This window comes from Streptomyces sp. AA4, assembly GCF_000158875.1.
In the GTDB taxonomy this organism is placed as follows: Bacteria; Actinomycetota; Actinomycetes; order Mycobacteriales; family Pseudonocardiaceae; genus Amycolatopsis.
In genome coordinates this window covers 1505679-1529589 of record NZ_GG657746.1, presented here as the reverse complement: position 1 = coordinate 1529589, position 23911 = coordinate 1505679, and the positions used below count along the sequence as shown (strand labels likewise).

Below are 23911 nucleotides of genomic sequence, written 5' to 3'. Positions count from 1 at the left end.
GCGCGCGTTACTGCTGTACGTGACTTCCCTGCCTGACGTGCCGCTGTCCGTGCTCGACCTGTCCCCCGTTTCCGAAGGGAAGGGGGTCGGCGAAGCGCTGCGCAATACGCTCGATCTCGCCCGCAACGCCGAGCGGCTGGGCTATCACCGGTACTGGCTCGCCGAGCACCACAACATGCCGGGCATCGCCAGCTCGGCCACGGCGGTGCTGATCGGGCACGTCGCGGACGCCACCGAGTCCATCCGCGTCGGCTCCGGCGGCATCATGCTGCCGAACCACGCGCCGCTCGTGGTGGCCGAGCAGTTCGGCACGCTGGAGGCGTTCCACCCGGGCCGGATCGACCTGGGCATCGGCCGCGCGCCGGGCACCGACCAGCGCACCGCGCTCGCGCTGCGCGGGCCGGGCGGGCTGTCCGCGGAGAACTTCCCCGAGCACCTGATGGAGCTGATCAGCTACTTCGAGCCGGACCCGGCGCGCGGCGTCAACGCGGTCACCGCCGAGGGCAACAAGCCGCCGGTGTGGCTGCTCGGGTCTTCCGGCTTCAGCGCGCAGCTGGCCGGCCGGCTGGGGCTGCCGTTCTCCTTCGCCCACCACTTCGCGGCCGAGAACACCCTGCCGGCGGTGCGGCTGTACCGCGAGAACTTCCAGCCCTCCGAGGTGCTGTCCGAGCCGTACGTGATGCTGGGCGTGCAGGTGATCGCCGCCGAGACCGACGAGCGCGCGGAGTACCTGGCCGGGCCGAGCGGGCTGACCTTCCTCAGCCTGCGCCGCGGCCGCCCGATCGCGCTGCCGACGCCCGAGGACGCCGCCGAGTATCCGTACACCGAAATGGACCGCGCGTTCCTCGCCGAGAGGTTCGGGTCGAGCATCGTCGGCGGGCCGGAGACCGTCCGGAAGGGACTGGACCAGCTGCTGGCCGACACCGACGCGAACGAGCTGATGATCACCACGATGGTGCACGGGCACGAGGACCGGGTGCGCTCGTACGAGATCGTGGCGGACCTGAAGCGCTGATGGAGGTCTTCGACTGGCACGGACAGCAAGTGCGGTGGTCCCGGCAGGGTTCGGGGCCGCCGCTCGTGTTCTGCCACGGCACGCCGTGGTCGTCGAAGCTGTGGGAGCCGATCGCCTCGACGTTCGCGCAGGACTTCACCGTGTACCTGTGGGACATGCCGGGCTACGGCAGTTCCACGATGGTCGAGGGTCAGGACGTCTCGCTGGCCGCGCAGGGCGAGACGTTCGCCGCGCTGCTGGACCATTGGGGGCTCGAAGAGCCGGACGTGGTGGCGCACGACTACGGCGGCGCGGTCAGCCTGCGCGCGTTTCTGTTGCACGGCGCGGCTTATCGATCGCTGGCGCTGGTGGACGTCGTCGCGTTGGCGCCGTGGGGTTCGGAGTTCTTCCGTCTGGTGGCGGAGAACGCGGCCGTGTTCGCGCAGCTTCCGCCGAATTTGCACGAAGCGCTGGTGCGGGAGTACATCGCCGGTGCCGCGCATCGTCCGCTGTCCGCCGAGGCGCACGACATGCTCGTCGCGCCGTGGCTCGGTTCGACTGGGCAGGCCGCCTTCTACCGGCAGATCGCGCAGGCCGATCAGCGGTACACCGACGAAATCGAGCCGCGTTACCGCGAGATCAGCGTGCCCACGCTGGTGGTGTGGGGCACCGAGGACACCTGGATCCCGGTCGACCGCGCGCATCGGCTCGCCGGGACGATCCCGGGCGCCGGACTGGAATTGGTCCGTTCGGTCGGACACCTGATCCAGCTCGACGCACCCGAGGCGTTGACGGCTTCGCTGCACCGCTGGCTCGCCCGCTGAAATATCCGGAAACCGCCGCGCTGGTATTTATTTTCCTGCGCTGACAACCGCATTCCCGGCAGTTGTCAAAACCGCACAAGAATCCGGCGGTTGCTGCGCCGGGACCCCGCGGGGCGGGGCAAGTTCTTGTCTGCGGCCAAGGCCGTCGTTAGCGTACTGACCAGTAACGCAACCGCACGGTAATCCCGCGCACGTCGCGGTTCCGGTCCGGTCCGCCATTCGGACCAGCCCCGGAACGGACGTTCGGCGGGCATTCCGCCGTGCCCGGAAATTGCGGGGAGGTCGGGCGATGGCGTTTCCCGGCGCCGCGGCACTGCACCAGACCGGACGGCTTTACGCGCTGGGGCTCGACGTCGTCCGGCTGACGTTCCGCCGTCCGTTCCAGTTCCGCGAACTCGTGCAGCAGTTCTGGTTCATCGCGAGCGTGTCGATCCTGCCGACCGCGCTGGTGTCGATCCCGTTCGGCGCGGTGATCGCGCTGCACATCGGGTCGCTGACCACGCAGATCGGCGCGCAGTCGTTCACCGGCGCGGCGAGCGTGCTGGCGATCATCCAGCAGGCCAGCCCGATCGTGACCGCGCTGCTGATCGCGGGCGCGGGCGGCAGCGCGATGTGCGCCGATCTCGGCTCCCGCACCATCCGCGAGGAGATCGACGCGATGGAGGTGCTCGGGGTTTCGCCGATCCAGCGGCTGATCGTGCCGCGGGTGCTGGCCGCGATGGGCGTGGCGGTGTTCCTCAACGGCATGGTCAGCGTGGTCGGCGTGCTCGGCGGTTACTTTTTCAACGTGATCATGCAGGGCGGCACGCCGGGCGCATACCTGGCGAGCTTCTCCGCGCTGGCCCAGCTGCCGGATCTGTGGATCAGCGAGATCAAGGCGCTGCTGTTCGGGTTCGTCGCCGCGGTCGTCGCGTCGTATCGCGGGCTGAACCCGCGCGGCGGGCCGAAGGGCGTCGGCGACGCGGTGAACCAGTCCGTCGTGATCACGTTCCTGCTGCTGTTCGTGCTGAACCTGATCCTCACCACGGTCTACCTCCAGCTCGTGCCGCCGAAGGGAAGCTGATGGCCACCCCGACTCCGACGCGCGTGCTCGAAGCCATCGACCGCAGGCTGGGCTTCCTCGACACTCTCGGCGACCAGATCCTGTTCTTCCTGCGCGCGCTCGGCTGGGTGCCGCGCGCGGTGCGCCGGTACCTGCGCGAGATCGTCCGGCTGCTGGCCGAGGTGAGCTTCGGCAGTGGTGCGCTGGCGGTGATCGGCGGGACCATCGGCGTGATGGTCGGGATGACCGTCGCGACCGGGACTGTGGTTGGGCTGCAAGGGTATTCGGCGCTGAACCAGGTGGGCACGTCGGCGTTCGCCGGGTTCATTTCGGCGTACTTCAACACGCGTGAGATCGCGCCGTTGGTAGCCGGCCTGGCGTTGTCCGCGACGGTCGGCTGCGGGTTTACCGCACAACTGGGCGCGATGCGGATCTCGGAGGAGATCGACGCGCTCGAGGTGATGGGCATCCCGAGCGTGCCGTATCTGGTGACCACGCGGGTGATCGCCGGGTTCATCGCGGTGATTCCGCTGTACGCGGTCGGGTTGTTGTCTTCGTATCTCGCGTCGCGGCAGGTCACGGTGTGGGGCTTCGGGCAATCAGCGGGCACGTACGACCATTACTTCCTGTTGTTCCTGCCGCCGGGCGACGTGCTCTGGTCGTTCGGGAAAGTGCTGATCTTCAGCGTCGTCGTAGTGCTCGCGCATTGCTATTACGGCTTCCGCGCGAGCGGCGGTCCGGCGGGCGTCGGCGTCGCGGTGGGCCGCGCGGTGCGGACCGCGATCGTCGCGATCAGCGTGCTGGACTTCTTCCTCAGCCTCGCGATTTGGGGCGCTACAACGACGGTGCAGGTGGCCGGATGAACCGGCGCTGGCGCAAGACCGGAGTCCGCACCGCCGGGGTGCTGTTCCTGGCGGCGCTGTCGGCGTTCGTGCTGCTCACGGTGAAGATCTACCACAAGGACTTCACCACCACGATCCCGGTGACGCTGCGGGCCGATCGCGTCGGCAACCAGTTGCGCGCGGGCGGGCAGGTGAAGGCGCGCGGCGTCGTGGTCGGCGAGATCCGGGGCGTGCACGCGATCCGCGGCGGTGCGGAGATCTCGCTGGCGCTGGACCCGGAGCAGGTGAAATGGCTGCCGGTCAACGTGTCCGCGTTGCTCGTGCCCAAGACGCTGTTCGGCGAGCGGTACGTGCAACTGTCCATTCCGGACACCGACCGGAAGCGGCCGCTGCGGGCCGGAGACGTGATCGCGCAGGACCGGTCGGCGAACGCGATCGAGCTGGAGCGCGTCTTCGACAACCTGCTCCCGGTGTTGAAAGCCGTGCAGCCGCAGAAACTGGCCACCACGCTGACCGCGGTTTCCACGGCGCTGCAAGGCCGCGGCGCACAGCTGGGCCAGACGTTGGCGACCGCGTCGGACTACCTGCGGCGGTTCAACCCGAACCTGCCGCAGCTGGACGAGAACGTGCGCGACCTCGCCACCGTCACCCAGCTGTACGGCGACATCGCACCCGATCTGCTCGACGCGCTCACCGCCTCGTCGGTCACCCTCGGCACGATCACCGCGAAGCGCACTGACCTCGGCTCGCTGTATCAGCAGGTCACCACGTCGTCACAGGACCTCACGACGTTCCTGCGGCAGAATCGGAACAACCTCATCGCGTTGTCCGCGGACAGCCGCCGTCCGCTCGAAATCGGCGCTAAATACTCCCCCAGTTTCCCCTGCACTCTACAGGCACTCACCGACTTAAAACCGTCGATGGACAAGGTCCTCGGTGCGGGAACGAACGAACCTGGGCTGCACGTCGAGATCACCGTGTCCAAGTCGCGCGGGAAGTACGTGCCGGGCAAGGACGATCCGGCGTACCCCGAGAAGACCGGCCCGCGCTGTTACCCGAGCGGCGTGATGCCGACCGCCGGAACTCCGGCGCCCGTGCCGTCGACCGGCGATCTCGGGATCGCGAATTCCCCGCAGGAGCAGCAGTTCCTGGGCCCGCTGCTCGCGCCCCAGCTGGGTGTTTCGACCGCTGACGTGCCGATGTGGAGCAGCGTGCTGGTCGGCCCGCTGTACCGCGGAACGGAGGTGACGGCGAAGTGAGAAACCTGGCCGCTCCCCTGGTCAAAAGCCTGATCTTCATCCTGGTCACCGTCCTCGCGACGGTCGTTCTCGCGTTGTCGATCACCGGCGGCTCGGTCGGCGGAAGCCAGCGCTACGGGGCCACTTTCGTCGACGCCACCGCGTTGAACGTCGGCGATGACGTGCGGATTTCCGGGGTCAAAGTCGGGCAGATCGAAGGCCTCGACGTGGTCGACCAGAACCGCGCGCACGTCAGCTTCTCGCTGGAGAACGGCCGTACGGTGCCCGCCAACGTGACCGCGGTGATCAAGTACCGCAACATGGTCGGCCAGCGCTACCTCGCCCTCGAACGCCCGCGCAGCGCCGCCGGGGTATTGCCGCCGGGCGGCGAAATCCCGCTGGACCGCACGACCCCGGCACTCGACCTGACCGACCTGTTCAACGGCTTCAAACCGCTCTTCCAGGCACTCTCGCCCAAGGACGTCAACGACCTGTCCGGCGAGATTGTCCAGGTGCTGCAAGGAGAAGGCGGCACGGTGACCGAACTGCTGCAGCACACCGGGTCGCTCACCAGCACGCTCGCCAGCCGCGACCAGGTCATCGGCGAGGTCATCGGAAACCTGAACTCGGTGCTGAAAACCGTGAACGGCAAGGGAGATTCGCTCGCGACGCTGGTGTCGACCCTGCGCCAGCTCGTGTCCGGGCTCGCCGAGGACCGCACGGCGATCGGCGACGCGGTGTCCGGTCTGGCGGAGCTGACTCAGTCCACCAGCGGGTTGCTCACCGAGATCCGGCCCGGGCTCAAGGACAGCATCTCCGGTCTCGACGCGCTGACCCGGAACCTGAACAAGGGGGAGGCTGACGTGGACAAGGCACTGACCACGCTGCCGAAGAAGATGAACGGCATCGGCACGCTCGGGTCGTACGGCTCGTGGATGAACTTCTATCTGTGCAAAGCCGTCCTCGAAACGTCGCCGCCGCGCGGCGTGGCGGCGACCGCGGCGAGGTGTGGCGCATGAAGTCGTTCCGGGAGCGCAATCCGCTCGTGCTGGGGGTCGTCGGCAGCGTCGCGCTGGCCGCGGTGCTCACCGGCACGCTGAACTACCATCGCCTGCCGTTCCTCGGCGGCACCACCTACCAGGCCGAATTCACCGAGGCCGCCGGGCTGCAGGCGGACGACGAGGTGCGGATCGCCGGGATCAAGGTCGGCGAAGTGTCCGAAGTGGACCTGGCGGACGACCACGTGCTGGTCAGCTTCCGGGTCAAGCACGCGTGGATCGGCGACCGGACGTCGGCGCAGATCAAGATCAAAACGCTGCTGGGCCGGAAGTTCCTCGCCCTCGACCCGGCCGGCCGGGCCGAGCAGAACCCCGACCAGCCGATCCCGCGCGCCCGCACGGTGACCCCGTACGACGTGACCGACGCGTTCAACGGGCTCGCCGACACCGCGGGCGCGATCGACACGAAGCAGCTCGCGACCAGCTTCTCCACGATCAGCGACACCTTCCGCAACTCGCCGCAGCACGTCCGCACCGCGCTCGACGGGCTCAGCGCGCTGTCGAAAACGGTCTCGTCGCGCGACAACGAGATCGCCGAACTGCTGGCCAACGCGCGCAAACTGACCACCACCATCGCCAACTCCAACGACGACTTCGAGAAGCTCGTCAAGGACGGCGACCTGCTGCTCACCGAACTGGACCACCGCCGCGACGCGATCCACCAGCTGCTCGTCGGAACCCAGCAGCTCGCGAAGCAGCTGTCCGGGCTCGTCGCGGACAACACCGCGCAGCTCGCTCCAGCGTTGCGGCAGCTCAACCAGGTGACCGACCTGTTGCAGCGCCAGGACGCGAATCTCGCGCAGAGCCTCAAACTCGCCGGACCGTACTTCCGCGTGCTGACCAACACCGCGGGCAACGGCCGCTGGATCGACAGCTACCTGTGCGGGCTCCTCCCGGAGAACCGCGATCCGTGCACCCCGCCGAAGGGAGACGCGAAATGACCGCGCGCGCGTACCGTTTCGTCGTCTTCCTGCTGGTGCTGGCCTTGGTGCTCTGCGGCGTGATGTGGTGGGTGTTCTCCGGATCCGGCCGATACCGCGTCACGGCGTACTTTTCGCGGGCCGTCGGCGTCTACAGCGGCTCCGACGTCCGGGTGCTCGGGGTGAAGGTCGGCGAAGTCACCGCGGTGCTTCCGCAGGGCAGCCAGGTCCGGGTCGACTTATCGGTAGATCCGCACACCCCGGTCGCCGCCGACACCACCGCGCTGGTCATCGCGCCGAGCGTGGTCGCCGACCGCTATGTCCAGCTGGGCAAACTCGCCCGAGGCGGCCCGCGTTTGGCCGACGGCGCGGTGATCGGCACCGACCGGACGGGCACGCCGGTGGAGCTGGACCAGCTGTATTCGAGCCTGGACACGCTGAGCAAAGCGCTCGGCCCGAACGGCGCGAACGCGAACGGCGCGCTGTCCGATCTCCTCCGCACCGGCGCGGCGAACCTCGACGGCAACGGCAAGGCGTTCAACACTTCCGTCCGCGACTTCGCCCGCCTCGCCCGCACGCTCGCGGGCAACTCGTCAGACCTGTTCGGGACGGTCGACGAGCTGCAGAAGTTCACCACCATGCTCGCCACGAACGACCGCCAGGTCGCGGACGTGAACCAGCAGCTGGCCAAGGTGTCGGCCACCCTCGCGGCCAACCGCGGCGAACTGTCCGACGCTTTGCGCTCGCTCGGCAGCGCGCTGGCTTCGGTCCAGGGCTTCATCCGGGACAACCGGGCGGCGATCAAGTCCAATGTAGACAAACTGGCCAAGACGACGCAGACGCTGGTCGACCAGCGCGCGTCGCTGGCCGAAACGCTGGACGTCGCGCCGCTGGCCGCGCAGAACGTGCTGAACGCGATCGATCCGGAAACCGGACGGCTGCAAGGCCGGGCCGACCTGCTGGATTACCTGCCCTTCCCGGCGACGGACGCGACCGTGACGGGAGGCGGCCGATGAAGGCGCGACGGCTTTTCCTGGCCTTGGCAGTCAGCACACTGGCCGGCTGCGCGGCGCCCGGCGGCTTCCGCGGCGTCTACGACCTGCCGCTTCCCGGCGGCGCGGACCTCGGTGCGCACCCGTACGAGGTCACCGTCCAGTTCGCCGACGTCCTGGACCTGGTCCCGCAAGCCGCGGTGAAGGTCGACGACGTCCCGGTCGGCCGCGTCCAATCGATCCGGCTGGGCGCCGACGGCTGGACCGCCGAGACCGTCTTGGCGGTGAACGGCGACGTCCACCTGCCCGCGAACGCCGTCGCCCGCTTGCGGCAATCGTCGCTGCTGGGCGAGAAGTTCGTGGAACTCGCCGCGCCGGTCGCGTCCCCCTCCGGACAGCTGGGCGACAAAGCCGTCATCCCGGTGTCGCGAACCAACCGGAACCCGGAGTTCGAGGAGATCTTCGGCGCGCTGTCGCTGCTGCTCAACGGCGGCGGCATCGGCCAGCTGCAGACGATCAACCGCGAACTGGCCAAGGCCATGGACGGCAACGAGGAGGAGATCCGCGGCTTCCTGTCCGGCGTCAACCAGCTGATGACGAACCTGGACGCCCACCGCCGTGACATCACCGCCGCGCTGGACGGGCTCAACCACCTGTCGGCGTCGCTGGCCGACCGAAACCGGCAGATCGCCGACGCCCTCACCGACCTGACGCCAGGGTTGAAGACCCTCACCGACCAGCGACCACAGCTGGTGACGATGCTGCAATCCCTGGACCAACTGTCCACAGTGGCCACCGACGTCACGAACAAGAGCCGCGACGATCTGGCCGCCGACCTGCGCGCGCTCGCGCCCATCCTGCACCGCCTCGCCGATGCGGGGCAGAACCTGCCCAAGGCGCTGGAAATCCTGCCCTCGTTCCCCTTCACCGACCCGGTGCTGGACGCGATCAAGGGCGACTACCTGAACGTCTACGCCACGGTCGCTCCCGGTGCCGGGGTCCCGCTGCCTCCACCGGGTCAAGGCGTCCCGCCCGGTCTGCCGACGCTCTCGCCTCCGTCGTCCGGGGGCCGCTGATGCTCACCAGGCGGATCCGGATCCAGGTCATCGCGTTCGTGGTAGTCGCGCTGGCCGCGACTTCCTTCGTCGGCGCCAAATACGCCGGAATCGCGCGCCTTTTCGGGGCCGGGAGCTACACCGTGCACCTGGAACTCTCCGAAGGCGGTGGGATCTTCACCAACGGCGAGGTCACCTATCGAGGCGTGGCGGTCGGGCGGATCGGCCAGCTACGCCTCACCGAACACGGCATGGAAGCGGATCTGCTGCTGGACACCTCCGCGCCGCAGATCCCTGCGAACGCCCGCGCGATCGTCGCGAACCGCTCCGCCGTCGGCGAGCAATATGTCGACCTGCAACCGTCCGGCGACCAGGGTCCGTATCTGGAGGACGGAAGCGTCCTCCCGCGCAGCTCTACTGCCCTGCCGTTGCCGGTGCAGACCTTCCTGTCCGATGTCGACGCCCTGACCGCCTCGGTGCCGACCGAGGACCTGCGCACCGTGGTGAACGAACTGGACAACGCCCTGCAAGGCAGCGGCCCCGACCTGCAGTTGCTGATGGACACCGCGAGGTCCTTCACCGACTCCGCGTCCGCCCATCTGCCTCAGACCACAAAACTCCTCGACGACGGCTCGACGGTGCTGAAAACGCAAGCCGCGTCCTCGACGGCGTGGCGCGATTTCAGCCGCGACGCCCGCCTGTTCGCCTCGCAACTGGCTTCCTCGGACGGGGACCTGCGCCAGCTGATCGCCACCGCCCCACCGGCTGCTTCCCAAGTGACCGGCTTGCTGCGCGACAACAGCCCCGGCCTGCCCATCCTGATGGCCAACCTCCTGACGACGGCGGACGTCTTCAGCGCCCGCACCGACGGCCTGGAGCAACTGCTGGTCACCCTGCCGAAAACGGTGGCCGCGACGTCGTCCTCCATCACCCCCGACACCGGACGGCTGTCGCTGGCCCTGACGTTCTTCGACCCGCCGCCGTGCCGGAGAGGTTACGAGAGCACGAAAATCCGGAGCAGCGCGGAACTGCCGGTGCTCCCCTTCAACACCTCCGCGGCCTGCACCCTGCCCGCCGGAGACCCGTCCTCGGTACGCGGCTCCCAACACGCTCCGCACCCCGGGGTCCCGGAGCCCGCCCGCCCCGGCGGCCTTCCGGCGGTGGCCGGTGGGCTTCCGACTTCGACTGATCTGGAGGAGATGCTGTGGCTACGCCGGGGAAACTGAGACTTTCTCCTTCCAGCGGCGACGCGTCGCTCCCGGACGCTGCGTCTGATGCCTCGGGGGTCGCCTCCACTACTCCGCTCACTGACTCTCCGCCTGCCTCCGCCTCCCCGACCACGACCGTTTCTCGCCGCACCCTGACATGGGCAGCCGGAATCGCCCTGACCGCGGCAGCCGCTTTCGCCGCCTGGTCAGCTTGGTCGTGGCACGCCGCCGCTCTCTCCACCGCGGGCGCGACCAGAGACGAGGCCGTCACCGCAGGCCGCGCCCTGATCGCCACCGTCACCACCTTCGACCCCCAGCACCGAGACCAAGCCCTAGCCCACTGGCAATCCGCGACGACGGGCGCTCTCCAGACGTCCCTGCCCAGCGCCGTCCCACCGGACGGCTCCGCCACCACCGGCCGTGTCCTGGACGCCGGACTCTCCGACCTGGACGCCGAAGCCGGTACCGCGAAACTCCTCGCGTCGGTGGAAATCACCGTCACCGGAGAGGGGGCCACACAGCCGATCCGCCGCACCCGCTTGGCAGCGACGATGACCCGCACGTCCTCCGGCTGGAAACTCAGCACCCTGGAGCAGTTGGGGGTGGCGGGGTCGTGAAGCTCTCCCTGCGCAGGTCTCGCCCAGGCACTCAGCCCGCCGATTCCGTGGCCGCCGCGACCGGGTCCGCGCGCTCGCCCGTCCTCGCGGCCGAACCGCCAGCAACCCCGTCCCCCGCCGACCCAGCTCCACACCCGCCGACAACTTCCTCGCCCGGCAACTCAACTTCACACCCACCAACAACCACCTCCACCGCCGACACCGATCCCGCCCAAACTCCCGTCGCCCCGGACCGTGACGGCATGGAGCCAACTCCCGGCCATCCCTACCGCCTCCCCGCGCTCCTCCTCGCCCTGACCGTCCTCCTCGCCACCGTCGGCGTCTGGTGCACCGTCGAAGCCCGCTCCACCAGCGCGTCCGCCGCCGCGTCGAACCACGCGCTGACCGATCAACCCGCCACCGCCGAAGTCACCTCCGCCCTCAGCCTCACCCTCAACAAGATCTTCTCCTACACCTACGACAAAACCGACGTCACCGAGAACGCCGCGGCCACCCTGCTCCGCGGCCACGCCCGAGATTCCTACGAAAAACTCTTCGCCCAAGTCCGCACGATGGCCCCCAGCCAGCGACTGACCCTCACCTCCCGCGTCTCCGCCACCGCCGTACAGCAGCTCACCACCGACCACGCACAGTTGCTCGTATTCCTGGACCAGTCCGCCACCAGAGGGAATTCCGCCACTCCTGAGACCGCCGCGGCGCAACTGGCCGTCACTGCGGAGCGGATTGACGGAAAATGGTTCGTCACCGATCTCGCGCCCCGATGAAATTCTGTTTCCTCACCGCCGAAGGAGTACCGTCATGCCCATTTCCCGGATCGCCCGAACCGGCGCGGTCGCAGCGGCCGCCGCGACCGCGGTCAGCCTCGCCTCCGCCGTTCCCGCGTCCGCCACCGAAATACCCATTCCGATCTCCTATTCGGTCACGGGCAGCACGGTCGTCAAGAAGACCGGCAGCACCCTCGACCTCGGCCCTGGAAGTCTCGCCGGAAATCTCCTGGTCGACGATCAAACCGGAGCCGTCGGCCTCAACGCCAATCTGCAATTGCCGCCGGCTACGGCGCACATTTCACTGCTCGCCGGCGGATTCAAGATCAAGGCGAAGGTCACCGTCACCCCGACCGCACCCGCGACCGGCACCCTCGCGGGCGGCACCCTGACCACCCACGAGACCGCGAACATGGAGATCAGCGACATCTGGGCGGGCCCGATCGTGCCGATCTTCCCGGTGCCGACCGTGCCCGGCAGCTGCACGACCGTCAAGCCGATCGACCTGACCCTGAGCGCGGCGAACGTCGACATCACCAAGCCGATCACGCTCACCGGCAATTACACCATTCCCGACTTCAAGAACTGCTTCATCGCCGATCTCGCACTCGGCGCACTGGTGTCCGGACCGGACAACACGATCTCGCTGACCTTGACGTCCAAGAACTGATCAACCACGCGAAAACGGAGTGCCGGAAACTGTTCCGGCACTCCGTTTTCGCATACCTGGATTCTGGCGCATTATCAGGATCTCACGATACGCCGATACTGTTTAAGCGGGCGATGACAAAAGAATCGGTCCAGTCGCCAACCGACGAAACAGACGCGGACCAGGGTTGTTGCCGACTGAACTCGCGGGTAACCTTGGGCTCGCGGCCGGTATTGCCCACCGAGCCGATCCCCGTTCCCGAAAACCTGGTCCGGAACGGAATCCGCGGAAACCTCCGTCCCCACTGCGCAGGGTCGCCGCGAAAACTGCAGTCCGATCTAAGGAGAATGGTATGCCCCGGCTCAGCAGACTGTCCACGGGCGTGGTGACCGGCGTCGCCGTAGGCGCGATCGCGGTCCTGACCGCAGGAACGGCCTCGGCCGCCACCGCGACCTACCAGGCCGGCCCCGCGAACTACAGCTGCACGTTCCCGGCCATCCCGCCGCAGAACGTCGCGGTCACCGCTCAGTTCGACGGCCCGGACACGATCCCCGTCAACGGCACCACGACGCCGTCCAACGTTTCCGGCACCGCGACCATCACCGCGCTGGTCCACGCGCTGCTCACCGCCGCCGGGTACGACGGAATCCGCGGCACCGCCGACGTCCCGATCACCGTCGACAACGGTTCGCTCTCCCCGTCGGACGCCTCCGGCCTGCAGATCCCGGAACAGATCTACCCGGCAGGCGGCCCGATCACGGTGAACATCGCCCAGACGTCGACGTCGTCGATCCCGACCTACACCGCCCCGAGCGCCCCCGGCACGGTGACCTTCGGCCTCGACACGACGCTCACCGCGCAGCTCGAATTCCACAAGCCGTCGGACAACAGCTGGACCCCGTGGACCATGACGTGCACCGCTCCGTCGGGCACCAGCTTCAGCCCGTCGGGCACCATTTCCTGACTCCTGGCTGGCGGAGGGGCGGCTGCTTGCCGCCCCTCCGTTGTCGTGCACGAGGAACTCTCGCGTACGGCCAGGCGAAACGCCCCTGTCGACACTCACGAGCCATCGCCCGGCTACCGCGGCGAACACCGATGCCGTGACAATTCCGTTTCCCGACAAGGGAACCTCAACACCCGCATTCCGGTTCCAGCATCCCCGAATCCGGAATACGACGGGCGCGAGAACCGGCGGCAGCAAAGCCGACAGGGCACCGACCGATCAGTGACCACAGAATGAACTCATAACCCGCCGACGCTCCAGCAACCGGCCCGCACACCGGCAACATCAATGCCGACAAGGCACCGACCGATCAGTGATCACCAAATTGAACTCATAACCCGCCGACGCCCCGGTGACCGGCCCGCACACCGGCGGCCTGGGCACGGTCGCCTGACTGTAAGTATTATTGCCCCAAGCAACCAGCGACCCGTCCGCCTTGACCGCCAGATTGTGGTTCCACCCCGCGTCGATCGCGACGACCCCGCTCTTGGCCGCCGCGGGCACCTCGGTCTGGCCGTCGTTGTCGTGCCCCCAAGCGATTACCCCGCCGTTTTTCAGCGCGAGGGCGTGCTCGTATCCGGCCGAAATCGCCGTCACCCCGGACTGCGCCGCCGCAGGAACCGTCGTCTGCCCATACGTGTTGCTACCCCACGCAAGCACGGCACCATTCTTCAACACCAAGCTGTAGTCGCCACCCGCCGAGATCGCGCTTACGCCGGACTGCGCGAAGTCCGGCACGTCCGTCCGGCTGCCCCAGCTCACCACCTGGCCGTTCGACAACAACGCGAGATTGTGCACCGCACTGGTCGCGATCGCTATGACCCCGCTGGACACCGATGCCGGGAGTTCCGTTTGGCCGTACCAGTCGTTCCCCCACGCGTACACTTTGCCGTTCTTGAGGCCAAGCCCGTGGGTCCAACCAGCGGCGATTTGGGCGGTGCCGGACGACAGGTCGGCGGGCACCTCGCTTTCGCCGAAGTTGTTGTCGCCCCACGCGAGCACGGCGCCGTTCTTGAGCGCCAGCCCGAACAGTCCCCCTGCCGACACCACGGACAGACCCGAGGTAAGCGCCGGCGGCACCGGCGACGGCATGCCCCGGGTCCCCCACTCGTACAAGCCCCCGGCTGCCGTCAACTGCGGCACGCTCGCCGCACCAGCCGCACTGCCCGCCTCTCGCGGCAACTCCCCCGCTTTTGGCGGCAGCGAATTCCCCGCGACGGCCGGACAACTCGCCGCGCCCCCCACGACGACCGCGGCGACCACCGCCGCGACCTTGCCCCATCGCCGGTGTCCGGCCGCCATCGCAGCTCCTTCCTCCGAACGTCCTGCAGCGATGTTCCCAGCTTCGCGACCCCTGCGGCTAAGGCGCGGATTCTTTGTCAGAATCCGATGAAAAACTCGCTCCAAACTAGCCCGCAAACATAAGAAAACCCTTTCACACCAAGGTAAATCCACTGCCCCGCACCAATGCTTGCGCACCCGCGAAACCCGCCGGTAACTTCACTCGGAACCCATTTTCCGGACCGCCGGGCGAGGAGGCGCACGATGCCCGAATCACGCGGACGCTCCGCCCGTCGCCGTCCGGCTTTCGCAGCCCTCGCAATCCTCGGTGCCCTGTCGATCGGCACCGGCGCACTCACCGGCGTCAGCTCCGCGTCGACCGAAACGCCCACCCCCACCGCTCCGCCGCCATTGTCGGCGGGCGAACAACAGGTCAGCAAGGACCTCGTCCTCGATTGCCCGTTCGCCGCCCCCGCTGGCCCCCAGCAGATCACCCTCACGACCTCCGCGACCGTCCCCGCGACGGTTCAAGTCGGTTCCGGGCTGAAATTCAGTTCCCTGACCGCGACTTTCACGCTTCCGCGCGCCGTCACCACCCAACTGGCGCCCGCCCCCGCGGACAGCCTCCGCGGCGGGCTGACCCTCGACCTGACCGCGCGTCAAGGCAGCAAAAGCACCGCGGTCCCGACACCGTTCACGATCGCCGAAACACCGTTGCCGCCAACCGGCGACGTCCGGCTCACCGCGACCGCGGACCTCCCGGAGCAGGCGATCACCGTGCCCGGCAAGGTCAGTTTCGACGTCGGAGCCCCGACCATCGCAGTGAAACCGGCTGCCGACGGCACCGTCGAGTCCGCCCCAGTCGCCTGCGCCCTTCTCCCGGACCAAACCACGACCTTGGCGTCGGTCATCGCCACCGGAGCGCCCACTGCCGTCCCGAGGCCAGACACGCCGAACGCTCCCGCGCCGCCACCGCCTGCAGCGCAGCCCAACACAGTTTCGCCGAAGAGCGACCCCGACTTCCCGCTGATCACCCCGCTCAACTACATCCAGGTCTCGGCGACTTCCTCGGTCTACCGCCTGGGCGCGACCGTCGCCAGCTCCCCGACCGGCGTGCTCAACGGAACCTGGACGATCCTGCTGGTCCCCCCGGATTACGTTCAGCACGACCCGAGCACGATCAGCGGAACTGTCGGCTTCCGCCCGACCACCGCGAGCTTCCTCGGCTTCGGCTTCGTGCCGGTGACCGCCACCGTCGAGTTCCTGCCCGTCGACTACCGCCACACCAAGCTGATCGAGTTCAACGGCAAGCTCGTCCTCACCGGTGACTTCCTGACCACGCACATCCAGGTCATGGCCCGGATGAGCAACGCGAAGGTCAACGGCGTCCCCCTGGACCTCGGCTCGGACTGCGTCACCGCCACCCCGATCACCCTCAACCTGTCCGGCAAATACAAGGCCACGACAGGCGGCATCCTCAGCACGGACCCGAATTCGCCCGACCCCGACTACCGCGGTTTCGCCTTGCCGCCCTTCGTCCACTGCGGCACCGCCGAACCGCTCAGCCCGCTGCTCACCGGCATGGCCTCGACCACGACGAACGTCAACCAAGCCAAGGTCGTCAACGTCAACTTCGCCGAATGCGCCTCGACCAAGTTCCCGGACCACACGAAGTGCCCGCCGATCCCGGACACGCCGTTCCCCCGCTGAATGCGACCACCATGCCCGGTTCAACCCTTGCTAGCGCCCAAAGACATGCCTTTCTTGGCGGCGGCCAAGGCGCTGTCTCCGACCACAAACCGCCCCTGCCCTCGGACGATGCAACTACTACTTAGCCCCCGCTCCGAAACCGACCGCACGGCACCGGGCCCAGTGCCGCCGCCGGTGACTCCTCATCGAGCAGAGTAGGAGCGCACAGCCGAACAGTCATCCACCTGACAAAGCTTGCAACACTGGCTCGACGCAGAACGTCGCCGACGATCGTCCCGGCACGACAAATTTCGGGCCAGCTCAGCAGCTCACTCACCTGAGCTCGGCTGGCGACCGCTCCCGCCGAGTGCGAAGCACCCTACTTTCCTCCGGACATGGCCATCTCGCAACAGCCCGAAGGGCGGCTGACACCAGGGACGTCGCCCACCTGGCACCGCAAACGTCGGCGTTCGCTGCGGCGCAAGTCCGATCCCCAACATTTGCCGCTCAACGGCGACTGCGCGAATCCTCGAGCGAACTCGGCCGACGACTGGCGGGCACCATGTTCGCCCCGGTGAGTGGCGGGGGCCAGGACAGTCCCGGACGCGGCCGGTCGTCCTCGGCCGCGCGCAGGACCAGTTCCATTTCGAACCGCGCCGCCGGATCGCGCAGAAGTTCGCCGAACGTTGCCTGCAATTGGCGCATGCGGTAGCGCACCGTCTGCGGATGGACTTGCAGGCGCTCGGCGATCTCGACCACGTTCGCCTGACTGTCGAGCCACGCGCGCAGCGTTTCGAGCAGACGCTCCTGCTGCTTGTCGGTCATGTTCGCCAAGGGGGCGAAAAGCCGGGTGCGGAGGAGTTCGGTCAGCGCACCGTCCGAATGCACGAGCAAGGCCGCGAGGTGATCCTCCGCGCGGAGCACCCGCCCACCAGGGATTCGCCCCCGATCGGCGAGAACCAGGGTCCGACGTGCCCAGCGCAGGGAATCGGCGAGGCAGGCCAGCGGCACACACGGCCCCACGGACAGCCGGCAGTTCGGCAGCGCCGCTTGAAGCGTCGCCAATCGGGCACCATTGACCGCGCCAGGCACGACGATGCACGGCTCGGCGGAGTCCAGCTCGGCCAGGATGTCCGAGTCCAACGTCGCGTGCCGGCGCGCTTTGCCGTTCAGTGGCGATTGGACGGCAATCGGCGACGCCTGCTCCGGCACCGCCCAACCGGTGAGTTGCGCCAGTTCCGCGATCGCCTTCGGCGGAGCGGCCGGGACCTCCAGCAGGACGCCGAGCAGCCGTCGCCGCCAAGTGTCCAAAGCGCCGGCCGTCCGGGCTTTCGCCTCTAAATAGCCATCCAGCGCGACCGACGCCAATTCGTCCATGAACGCCAACATCGCATCAGCCAGCTGCGACATCACCGCCGACGAAAGGCCAGCCCGCCGCCCGACGCGCATGATCCGGCGCCACGACACGCGCGCGCCGACCCGATAGGCCGACTGCAGGGTGTCGAGACTCCGCCCTTCCCGCATCTCGTTCTGCCCGAGCCGATGGTGCACCTCGTGCGACTGCTCTTTCGACGCCCGCGGATCGGCGATCTGCGCGACGAACAGCGTGATCGCGTACTCGACGCCCGCCCGGATCGATCTCCCGTACGGACCGTCGAGCGGCCGCGCGTAGGCAGGAATCGTCGCGCGGATCTCGTCGACGATCTCGGCGGACAGGCTCGCCAGCTCGGGCCGCAGGATCTCGGCGAGTTTGCGCGGCAGCGCAGCCGACGGCACAGCGTGATCGAGTCCCCGCTCCACCGACATCGCAGCTCCTTCGCTCCGCCCCGGTTCCCCGACCGCGCCGCGGCGCGCCCGGAGACCCCCGCATCCATTGAGGGGTGACATCCGGCACATCGAAAAACCAACGCCAAATGTGTCACGCCTCGCCGAAGAAACCGATTTCTTGTCACGTTCGTGACAAGTTCACGAGATCAGAGGGGCACATCGCGACAACACACCACCAGGCGCGCCACGCCGTGCGTACAAACGGGCGAACCTGGACGCGTGCCTTCAGCGGCGACCCGCCGGGCGGCGAAAACGACCACGGAGCGTCACGCGGCAGAACCCGCGGCCCTCTTGTAGCATGCACTTGATACAAGAGGGAGGGGTCCCCGATGCGACTCGACTCGGCGCTCGCCGTCGCGGGCATCACCGGCCTGTTCGGGCTGATCATCCTCGTCGCGTTGTGGCCAGGCGAGAAACAAGGCGCTCGGCTGCTCGCGAAATGGGGCGTGCGAAACCCGACCGCCGACCAGGTGCCGGTGGCCGTGCGCTATCTGCGCCGTCGGCGATTCTGGTATCCGTGGCTGTTCCTCGGCCTCCCGCTGATCCCGGGCGCGACGCGTCTCGTCGGCGAACGGACCGCGAACTCGCTCGTGTTCGTGGTGCTGCTCGGCGGGCTCGCCGCCGAGATCCTCGCCCAGCGTCCGTCGCGGGAACCCCGCAGGAAAGCCGTGCTGGCACCGCGCGGCGTGCTCGATTTCGCTCCGTTGTGGACGGTCGTCGTCTCCGGACTGGCCACCCTCGCCGCCGTCGTGCATCTCGCCGTTTCGCGGCAATGGAGTCCGCTCGCGGTGACGGTGGGTGCGGCCGCCGTGTCGTGGATCATCGTGCTCCTCGCGGTGCGGCGACCGGCAGCCGGCGACCCGGAAGTCGACCAGGCACTGCGCGTTCGCAGCGCCCGCGTCGCTCTCGGGCTCGGCACCGGAACGGCTGCCACGCTCGGCTGGACGGTCGACGACCTCGCCTCCTTCCTCGCGTTCGCGGCCACCGTCGCCGCGTTCCTCGCGATCGTCGGCCCGCCGCCGAAGCAGCGCGCGACAACCACGGCAGCGCGGTAGATGTCGCTGCGAGTGGTGGTCGACGCCGAAAGCGGAGTTCCGCCCTGGCGTCAGGTGCACGACCAGATAGTCCGCGCGATCACGACCGGCTCCCTTGCCCGGGACGCCCGCCTGCCGCCGATCCGTCAGCTTTCGAGGGACCTCGGGCTCGCCTCCGGGACCGTCGCCCGCGTGTACCGCGAGCTCGAGGCCGCCGGCTGGGTCACCACCGCACGAGCACGCGGCACCGTCGTGACCGGCCCGGCCGAGCGGCCGGATCCGGGCGCACTGCTTCGCGACGCGGCCGCCGAATACGCCCGGCACAGCCGGGAACTCGGGGTCGCGCAGGACGAAGCCGTCGACGCCGTGCGCGTGGCATTGGCGAGCCTGGACGCACCGTCGCGGTGAATCCCGCCGTTCGTCCGGCCGGCGCGGTTTTCGCCGTTCTGTGAACCGTCTTCCGCACGGTCTCGGGCCACCTCCTTCTTGCCCGTGCGTTCCCGTGGTCCACTCGCCGGACGAGGCGCGGAACTCGCCGCCTCGACGCGGAGGTTCAGCCCTCCATCAGCACCCTCCCCACCGCGGCCAGCACGGGTTCCAGCGCGGCGACTTCCGTGCCGACGCATTCCGTGATGCCCGCACCGACGACCTCCATTCCGGAAAGCCCGTCGATTGCTTCCACCAATTCGGCGATGGTGAGCCCGCCTGGCTCCGGATAATTCACTCCGGGGAACTCGGCGGGATCAAGAATGTCCAAGTCCACATGCAGATAAACGCGGTCGGCCCCGGCGGCGTTCAGCGTTCCGGCGACGTCGTCGGAACGCACGGCGAGACCGCCGGCAATGGCTTCCTCTTCCGCGGAATCCAGCGACCGGGCGCCGAACAGCACCGCCCGGCCCCGTTCGATCGCCGGGCTGGCGGCGAACTCCTCGTCGCCCTCGCCGAGCAGCGACCGCAGCACCATGCCGTGATACGCGCCCGAGGGCGAGGAATCCGCCGTGTTCAAGTCAGCGTGCGCGTCGAACCACGCGACGCCAAGCGTTGCGCCGTAACGGAAACGGGCGACGCCGACCGGGACCAGCTCGACGCCGCAGTCGCCGCCGATCGTGAGCACCGGGCCTTCCGGCGCTTCGAGCGCAGCGAGCTGCAGCTGCCGGTTCGCGCCCGTGAGCACGGAGCGGTTGGCTATCCCGGCGACGACGTCGGACGTCGCGGCGTCCTGACGTACGTGGTGCACCGGCTTGCCGAGCACGTGCCCGGCCAGTTCGGAAAGTGCGCGGCAGCCCTCGACCAGCCCCCTGGCCCGGGGACTGATCGCGCCCTGCCATTGCGGCACCGCGTTGATCAGCATGCCTCGACGCTAGCGCGAACACCCCGGAAAAAGCGAGCAATAAATAGCGCGAGGGGTCCCCTCGCTCCGTTTCGGAGCGAGGGGACCCCTCGCACGCTAAAAAGTGGCGCGAAAACCGGTTATTCGAGCACGATGAGAAGGTCTCCGCCCTCGACCTGCTGAACGGAGGTGATTGCCAGCCGACTGACTTTGCCCGCCGCCGAAGCGGTGATCGACGCTTCCATCTTCATGGCCTCGATCGTCGCCACGGTCGCTCCGGCCGCCACCTGGTCGCCCTCGGCCACCTGCAGCGTCACCACGCCCGCGAACGGCGCGGCGATCTGCTTCGGGTTGCCCTTCTCGGCCTTTTCGGTGGCCGGGATGTCCGAGGCGATCGACCGGTCCCGGATCTGGATCGGCCGCAGCTGGCCGTTGAGCGTGGACATGACGGTCCGCATGCCGCGTTCGTCGGCCTCGCCGATGGCCTCCAGCTCGATGAGCAGCCGGACGCCGGGTTCGAGGTCCACCGAGTACTCCTCGCCCGGGCGCAGACCGTAGAAGAAGTCCTTGCTCGGGAGCACGCTGGTGTCGCCGTAGGCTTCGCGGTGCGCGAGGAATTCCTTGGTGGGGCCGGGGAACAGCAGCCGGTTCAGCGCGCCGCGGCGGTTGTCGGCGAGTTCCTTGTGGTCCTCTTCGGACAGTTCGGCGACCGGTTTGGCCGCCGAACGGCCTTCGAGCGCCTTGGTGCGGAACGGCTCCGGCCAGCCGCCGGGCGGGTCGCCCAGCTCGCCGCGCAGGAAGCCGATCACCGAGTCGGGGATGTCGAACTTGTTCGGCTCCGCCTCGAAGTCCTCCGGGGAGACGCCGGCGCCGACCAGGTGCAGCGCGAGGTCGCCGACCACTTTGGACGAAGGCGTGACCTTGACGAGGTGGCCGAGGATCTTGTCCGCCGCGGCGTACATGGCCTCGATGTCCTCGAACCGGTCGCCGAGGCCCAGCGCGATCGCCTGCGTGCGCAGGTTGGAGAGCTGGCCGCCGGGGATCTCGTGGTCGTAGACGCGCCCGGTGGGCGACGCGAGACCGGCCTCGAACGGGGCGTAGATCTTGCGGACGCTCTCCCAGTACGGCTCCAGGTCGCCGATCGCGTGCAGGTCGAGGCCCGTGCTGCGGTCGGAGTGGTCAGTGGCCGCGACGATCGAGCCGAGCGACGGCTGCGACGTGGTGCCCGCCATCGACGACACGGCGCCGTCCACGGCGTCGGCGCCTGCCTGGATGGCGGCCAGGTAGGTGGCGAGCTGACCGCCGGCGGTGTCGTGCGTGTGGATGTGCACCGGCAGGTCGAATTCCTTGCGCAGCGCGGTCACCAGCCGGGCCGCGGCGGGCGCGCGGAGCAGGCCGGCCATGTCCTTGATGGCCAGGACGTGGGCCCCGGCTCCGACGATCTGCTCGGCGAGCTTGAGGTAGTAGTCGAGCGTGTAGAGCTTTTCGTTCGGATCGGACAGATCGGAGGTGTAGCAGAGCGCGACCTCGGCGACCGCGGTGCCGGTGGCGCGGACGGCTTCGATGGCAGGCCGCATCTGCTCGACGTCGTTGAGCGCGTCGAAGATGCGGAAGATGTCGATGCCGGTCGCGGTGGCCTCCTCGACGAAGGCCGTGGTGACCTCGGTCGGGTAAGGCGTGTAGCCCACGGTGTTGCGGCCGCGAAGAAGCATCTGCAGACAGATGTTCGGCACAGCCTTGCGCAGCTGCTCCAGCCGTTCCCACGGGTCCTCGGCGAGGAAGCGCAGCGCGACGTCGTAGGTCGCGCCGCCCCAGCACTCGAGGGACAGCAGCTGCGGGACAGTCGCGGCGACGACCGGCGCGACGGCGAGGAGATCCTTCGTCCGGACGCGGGTCGCGAGCAGCGACTGGTGCGCGTCGCGGAAGGTGGTGTCGGTGACGCCGAGCTGCGGGGTTTCTCGCAGCCAGCGCGCGAATCCCTCCGGACCGAGTTCGGTCAGCTTCTGCTTGGAGCCGTCCGGAGGAGTGAGATCCGCGGGCAGCTTCGGCAGCTTCGTCACGGCGTCGGGCGTGCGCGGACGCTCGCCGTTCGGCCGGTTCACCGTCTGGTCGGCGAGGTAGGTCAGCAGGCGCGTGCCGCGGTCGGCGGAGTGCCGCGCGGTCAGCAGGTGCGGCCGTTCCTCGATGAACGACGTGGTGACGTTGCCCTCGCGGAAGTCCGGGTCGTCCAGCACCGCCTGGAGGAACGGGATGTTCGTCGCCACGCCGCGGATCCGGAATTCGGCGACCGCGCGGCGGGCCCGGCCGACCGCGGTCCGGAAATCGCGGCCGCGGCAGGTCAGTTTCACCAGCAGCGAGTCGAAGTGGGCGCTGATCTCGGTGCCGGAGAACGCGGTCCCGCCGTCGAGCCGGATGCCCGAACCGCCCGGCGAGCGGTAGGCGCTGATCATGCCGATGTCCGGGCGGAAGCCGTTGGCCGGGTCCTCGGTCGTGATGCGGCACTGGAGCGCGGCCCCGCGCAGGTAGATCTTGTCCTGCGACAGGCCGAGGTCTGCGAGGGTCTCGCCGGAGGCGATCCGCAGCTGGGACTGCACGAGGTCGACGTCGGTGACCTCTTCGGTGACCGTGTGCTCGACCTGGATGCGCGGGTTCATCTCGATGAACACGTGCTTGCCCTCGCGGTCCAGCAGGAATTCGACCGTGCCCGCGTTGCGGTAGCCGATCTGCCGGGCGAATTTCACGGCGTCGGCGCAGATGCGGTCGCGCAGTTCGGGGTCGAGGTTCGGCGCGGGGGCCAGCTCGACGACCTTCTGGTGGCGGCGCTGCACGGAACAGTCGCGCTCGAAGAGGTGGATCACGTTGCCCTCGCCGTCGGCGAGGATCTGGACCTCGATGTGCCGCGGGTCGACCACGGCCTTCTCCAGGAACACGGTCGGGTCGCCGAACGCGGACTCGGCCTCGCGCGCGGCGGCCTCGATCGACTCGCGCAGCAAAGCCGGGTCCTCGACGCGGCGCATGCCCCGGCCGCCGCCGCCGGCGACCGCCTTGACGAACACCGGGAAGCCGAGTTCGTCGGCCGCCGCGACCAGTTCGTCGACGTTGCTGGACGGCTGCGACGAACCGAGCACCGGGACGCCGGCCTCGCGCGCCGCCTTGACCGCGCGCGCCTTGTTGCCGGTCAGCTCGAGGATTTCGGCGCTCGGGCCGACGAAGGTGATCCCCGCTTCTTCGCAGGCCATGGCCAGGTCGGGGTTCTCCGACAGGAAGCCGTAGCCCGGATAGACCGCGTCCGCGCCCGCCTTCTTGGCGGCCTTGACGATCTCCTCGACCGAGAGGTAAGCGCGGACCGGATGGCCCGGTTCGCCGATCTCGTAGGCCTCGTCGGCCTTCAGCCGGTGCAGCGAGTTGCGGTCTTCGTGCGGAAACACGGCGACTGTGCCCGCGCCCAGTTCGTAACCTGCGCGGAACGCCCGGATCGCGATTTCGCCGCGATTGGCCACCAGCACTTTGCGGAACATGCCCGGTCCTTCCCTTTTCGGATCGG

At 68.5% G+C, this 23911-nt stretch carries 21 protein-coding genes; 17 read left to right on the top strand and 4 right to left on the bottom strand.

Features of this window, described 5'->3' with window-relative positions:
- The first annotated feature begins 19 nt into the window (after nt 1-19).
- From SSMG_RS07170 to SSMG_RS07105, 14 genes are all read left to right on the top strand, one after another.
- A complete protein-coding gene (locus SSMG_RS07170) occupies nt 20-1015 on the top strand; it encodes an LLM class flavin-dependent oxidoreductase (RefSeq protein WP_199841116.1) in 996 nt (331 codons plus the stop codon).
- Nucleotides 1015-1818, top strand: coding sequence for an alpha/beta fold hydrolase (locus tag SSMG_RS07165; protein WP_037712856.1), 804 nt, complete (start codon nt 1015-1017; stop codon nt 1816-1818). The genes SSMG_RS07170 and SSMG_RS07165 overlap by 1 nt, the downstream gene beginning before the upstream one ends.
- Before the next feature lie 289 nt (nt 1819-2107).
- Complete coding sequence (locus SSMG_RS07160; protein ID WP_009074192.1) at nt 2108-2881, top strand: ABC transporter permease; 774 nt, start codon at nt 2108-2110, stop codon at nt 2879-2881.
- Nucleotides 2881-3723 (top strand): ABC transporter permease, encoded by an 843-nt coding sequence (locus SSMG_RS07155; RefSeq protein ID WP_037712855.1) that lies wholly within the window; start codon nt 2881-2883, stop codon nt 3721-3723. The genes SSMG_RS07160 and SSMG_RS07155 overlap by 1 nt, the downstream gene beginning before the upstream one ends.
- Nucleotides 3720-4961 (top strand): MCE family protein, encoded by a 1242-nt coding sequence (locus tag SSMG_RS07150; RefSeq protein WP_037712853.1) that lies wholly within the window; start codon nt 3720-3722, stop codon nt 4959-4961. Before SSMG_RS07155 ends, SSMG_RS07150 begins: the two co-directional genes overlap by 4 nt.
- Nucleotides 4958-5959: an MCE family protein gene (locus SSMG_RS07145; RefSeq protein ID WP_037712850.1), complete on the top strand. Its 1002-nt coding sequence runs from the start codon at nt 4958-4960 to the stop codon at nt 5957-5959. The genes SSMG_RS07150 and SSMG_RS07145 overlap by 4 nt, the downstream gene beginning before the upstream one ends.
- The gene (locus tag SSMG_RS07140; protein WP_009074186.1) at nt 5956-6939 is read left to right on the top strand and encodes an MCE family protein; all 984 of its coding nucleotides are present in this window, start codon (nt 5956-5958) and stop codon (nt 6937-6939) included. The genes SSMG_RS07145 and SSMG_RS07140 overlap by 4 nt, the downstream gene beginning before the upstream one ends.
- Nucleotides 6936-7934 (top strand): MCE family protein, encoded by a 999-nt coding sequence (locus tag SSMG_RS07135; RefSeq protein ID WP_037712849.1) that lies wholly within the window; start codon nt 6936-6938, stop codon nt 7932-7934. Before SSMG_RS07140 ends, SSMG_RS07135 begins: the two co-directional genes overlap by 4 nt.
- Nucleotides 7931-8986, top strand: a complete 1056-nt coding sequence (locus tag SSMG_RS07130; RefSeq protein WP_009074182.1) for an MCE family protein — start codon at nt 7931-7933, stop codon at nt 8984-8986. Before SSMG_RS07135 ends, SSMG_RS07130 begins: the two co-directional genes overlap by 4 nt.
- Complete coding sequence (locus SSMG_RS07125; protein ID WP_009074181.1) at nt 8986-10191, top strand: MCE family protein; 1206 nt, start codon at nt 8986-8988, stop codon at nt 10189-10191. Before SSMG_RS07130 ends, SSMG_RS07125 begins: the two co-directional genes overlap by 1 nt.
- Nucleotides 10170-10790 carry a hypothetical protein gene (locus SSMG_RS07120; protein ID WP_009074179.1) on the top strand — a complete coding sequence of 207 codons (621 nt, stop codon included), beginning with the start codon at nt 10170-10172 and terminating at the stop codon, nt 10788-10790. The genes SSMG_RS07125 and SSMG_RS07120 overlap by 22 nt, the downstream gene beginning before the upstream one ends.
- 242 nt (nt 10791-11032) lie before the next feature.
- Nucleotides 11033-11554, top strand: coding sequence for a hypothetical protein (locus tag SSMG_RS07115; RefSeq protein WP_199785826.1), 522 nt, complete (start codon nt 11033-11035; stop codon nt 11552-11554).
- Nucleotides 11555-11588: 34 nt separating this feature from the next.
- Complete coding sequence (locus tag SSMG_RS07110) at nt 11589-12224, top strand: hypothetical protein (RefSeq protein ID WP_009074175.1); 636 nt, start codon at nt 11589-11591, stop codon at nt 12222-12224.
- 331 nt (nt 12225-12555) lie between these two features.
- A complete protein-coding gene (locus tag SSMG_RS07105) occupies nt 12556-13167 on the top strand; it encodes a DUF6801 domain-containing protein (protein WP_009074173.1) in 612 nt (203 codons plus the stop codon).
- A 324-nt stretch (nt 13168-13491) separates the two neighbouring features.
- On the opposite strand, the gene SSMG_RS07100 is transcribed toward SSMG_RS07105, so the two are convergent.
- Nucleotides 13492-14469: a hypothetical protein gene (locus SSMG_RS07100; RefSeq protein ID WP_286156937.1), complete on the bottom strand. Its 978-nt coding sequence runs from the start codon at nt 14467-14469 to the stop codon at nt 13492-13494.
- 282 nt (nt 14470-14751) lie between these two features.
- Between SSMG_RS07100 and SSMG_RS07095 the strand changes: the two genes are divergently transcribed.
- Complete coding sequence (locus SSMG_RS07095; RefSeq protein ID WP_100266722.1) at nt 14752-16197, top strand: DUF6801 domain-containing protein; 1446 nt, start codon at nt 14752-14754, stop codon at nt 16195-16197.
- 486 nt (nt 16198-16683) lie between these two features.
- On the opposite strand, the gene SSMG_RS07090 is transcribed toward SSMG_RS07095, so the two are convergent.
- The gene (locus SSMG_RS07090; protein WP_037712847.1) at nt 16684-17982 is read right to left on the bottom strand and encodes a CdaR family transcriptional regulator; all 1299 of its coding nucleotides are present in this window, start codon (nt 17980-17982) and stop codon (nt 16684-16686) included.
- A 350-nt stretch (nt 17983-18332) separates the two neighbouring features.
- On the opposite strand from SSMG_RS07090, the gene SSMG_RS07085 reads away from it, so the two are divergent.
- Together SSMG_RS07085 and SSMG_RS07080 are read left to right on the top strand one after the other, a co-directional pair.
- On the top strand, nt 18333-19058 hold the full coding sequence (locus SSMG_RS07085; RefSeq protein ID WP_009074164.1) for a hypothetical protein: 726 nt from the start codon (nt 18333-18335) through the stop codon (nt 19056-19058).
- Nucleotides 19059-19445 carry a GntR family transcriptional regulator gene (locus tag SSMG_RS07080; protein ID WP_009074163.1) on the top strand — a complete coding sequence of 129 codons (387 nt, stop codon included), beginning with the start codon at nt 19059-19061 and terminating at the stop codon, nt 19443-19445. It abuts the gene before it with no gap.
- Nucleotides 19446-19590: 145 nt separating this feature from the next.
- On the opposite strand, the gene SSMG_RS07075 is transcribed toward SSMG_RS07080, so the two are convergent.
- On the bottom strand, nt 19591-20388 hold the full coding sequence (locus SSMG_RS07075; RefSeq protein ID WP_009074161.1) for an arginase family protein: 798 nt from the start codon (nt 20386-20388) through the stop codon (nt 19591-19593).
- Nucleotides 20389-20507: 119 nt separating this feature from the next.
- On the bottom strand, nt 20508-23885 hold the full coding sequence (locus tag SSMG_RS07070; RefSeq protein WP_009074159.1) for a pyruvate carboxylase: 3378 nt from the start codon (nt 23883-23885) through the stop codon (nt 20508-20510).
- Nucleotides 23886-23911 lie beyond the last annotated feature (26 nt).

Excerpts from the sequence above, each read along its gene's own strand:
- SSMG_RS07070 (WP_009074159.1), bottom strand. The coding sequence starts at position 23,885 with ATGTTCCGCAAAGTGCTGGTGGCCAATCGCGGCGAAATCGCGATCCGG.
- SSMG_RS07165 (WP_037712856.1), top strand. The coding sequence starts at position 1,015 with ATGGAGGTCTTCGACTGGCACGGACAGCAAGTGCGGTGGTCCCGGCAG.
- SSMG_RS07160 (WP_009074192.1), top strand. The coding sequence starts at position 2,108 with ATGGCGTTTCCCGGCGCCGCGGCACTGCACCAGACCGGACGGCTTTAC.
- SSMG_RS07095 (WP_100266722.1), top strand. The coding sequence starts at position 14,752 with ATGCCCGAATCACGCGGACGCTCCGCCCGTCGCCGTCCGGCTTTCGCA.
- SSMG_RS07105 (WP_009074173.1), top strand. The coding sequence starts at position 12,556 with ATGCCCCGGCTCAGCAGACTGTCCACGGGCGTGGTGACCGGCGTCGCC.
- SSMG_RS07080 (WP_009074163.1), top strand. The coding sequence starts at position 19,059 with ATGTCGCTGCGAGTGGTGGTCGACGCCGAAAGCGGAGTTCCGCCCTGG.
- SSMG_RS07140 (WP_009074186.1), top strand. The coding sequence starts at position 5,956 with ATGAAGTCGTTCCGGGAGCGCAATCCGCTCGTGCTGGGGGTCGTCGGC.
- SSMG_RS07075 (WP_009074161.1), bottom strand. The coding sequence starts at position 20,388 with ATGCTGATCAACGCGGTGCCGCAATGGCAGGGCGCGATCAGTCCCCGG.
- SSMG_RS07110 (WP_009074175.1), top strand. The coding sequence starts at position 11,589 with ATGCCCATTTCCCGGATCGCCCGAACCGGCGCGGTCGCAGCGGCCGCC.
- SSMG_RS07135 (WP_037712849.1), top strand. The coding sequence starts at position 6,936 with ATGACCGCGCGCGCGTACCGTTTCGTCGTCTTCCTGCTGGTGCTGGCC.
- SSMG_RS07090 (WP_037712847.1), bottom strand. The coding sequence starts at position 17,982 with ATGTCGGTGGAGCGGGGACTCGATCACGCTGTGCCGTCGGCTGCGCTG.
- SSMG_RS07125 (WP_009074181.1), top strand. The coding sequence starts at position 8,986 with ATGCTCACCAGGCGGATCCGGATCCAGGTCATCGCGTTCGTGGTAGTC.
- SSMG_RS07115 (WP_199785826.1), top strand. The coding sequence starts at position 11,033 with ATGGAGCCAACTCCCGGCCATCCCTACCGCCTCCCCGCGCTCCTCCTC.
- SSMG_RS07150 (WP_037712853.1), top strand. The coding sequence starts at position 3,720 with ATGAACCGGCGCTGGCGCAAGACCGGAGTCCGCACCGCCGGGGTGCTG.
- SSMG_RS07085 (WP_009074164.1), top strand. The coding sequence starts at position 18,333 with ATGCGACTCGACTCGGCGCTCGCCGTCGCGGGCATCACCGGCCTGTTC.
- SSMG_RS07155 (WP_037712855.1), top strand. The coding sequence starts at position 2,881 with ATGGCCACCCCGACTCCGACGCGCGTGCTCGAAGCCATCGACCGCAGG.
- SSMG_RS07130 (WP_009074182.1), top strand. The coding sequence starts at position 7,931 with ATGAAGGCGCGACGGCTTTTCCTGGCCTTGGCAGTCAGCACACTGGCC.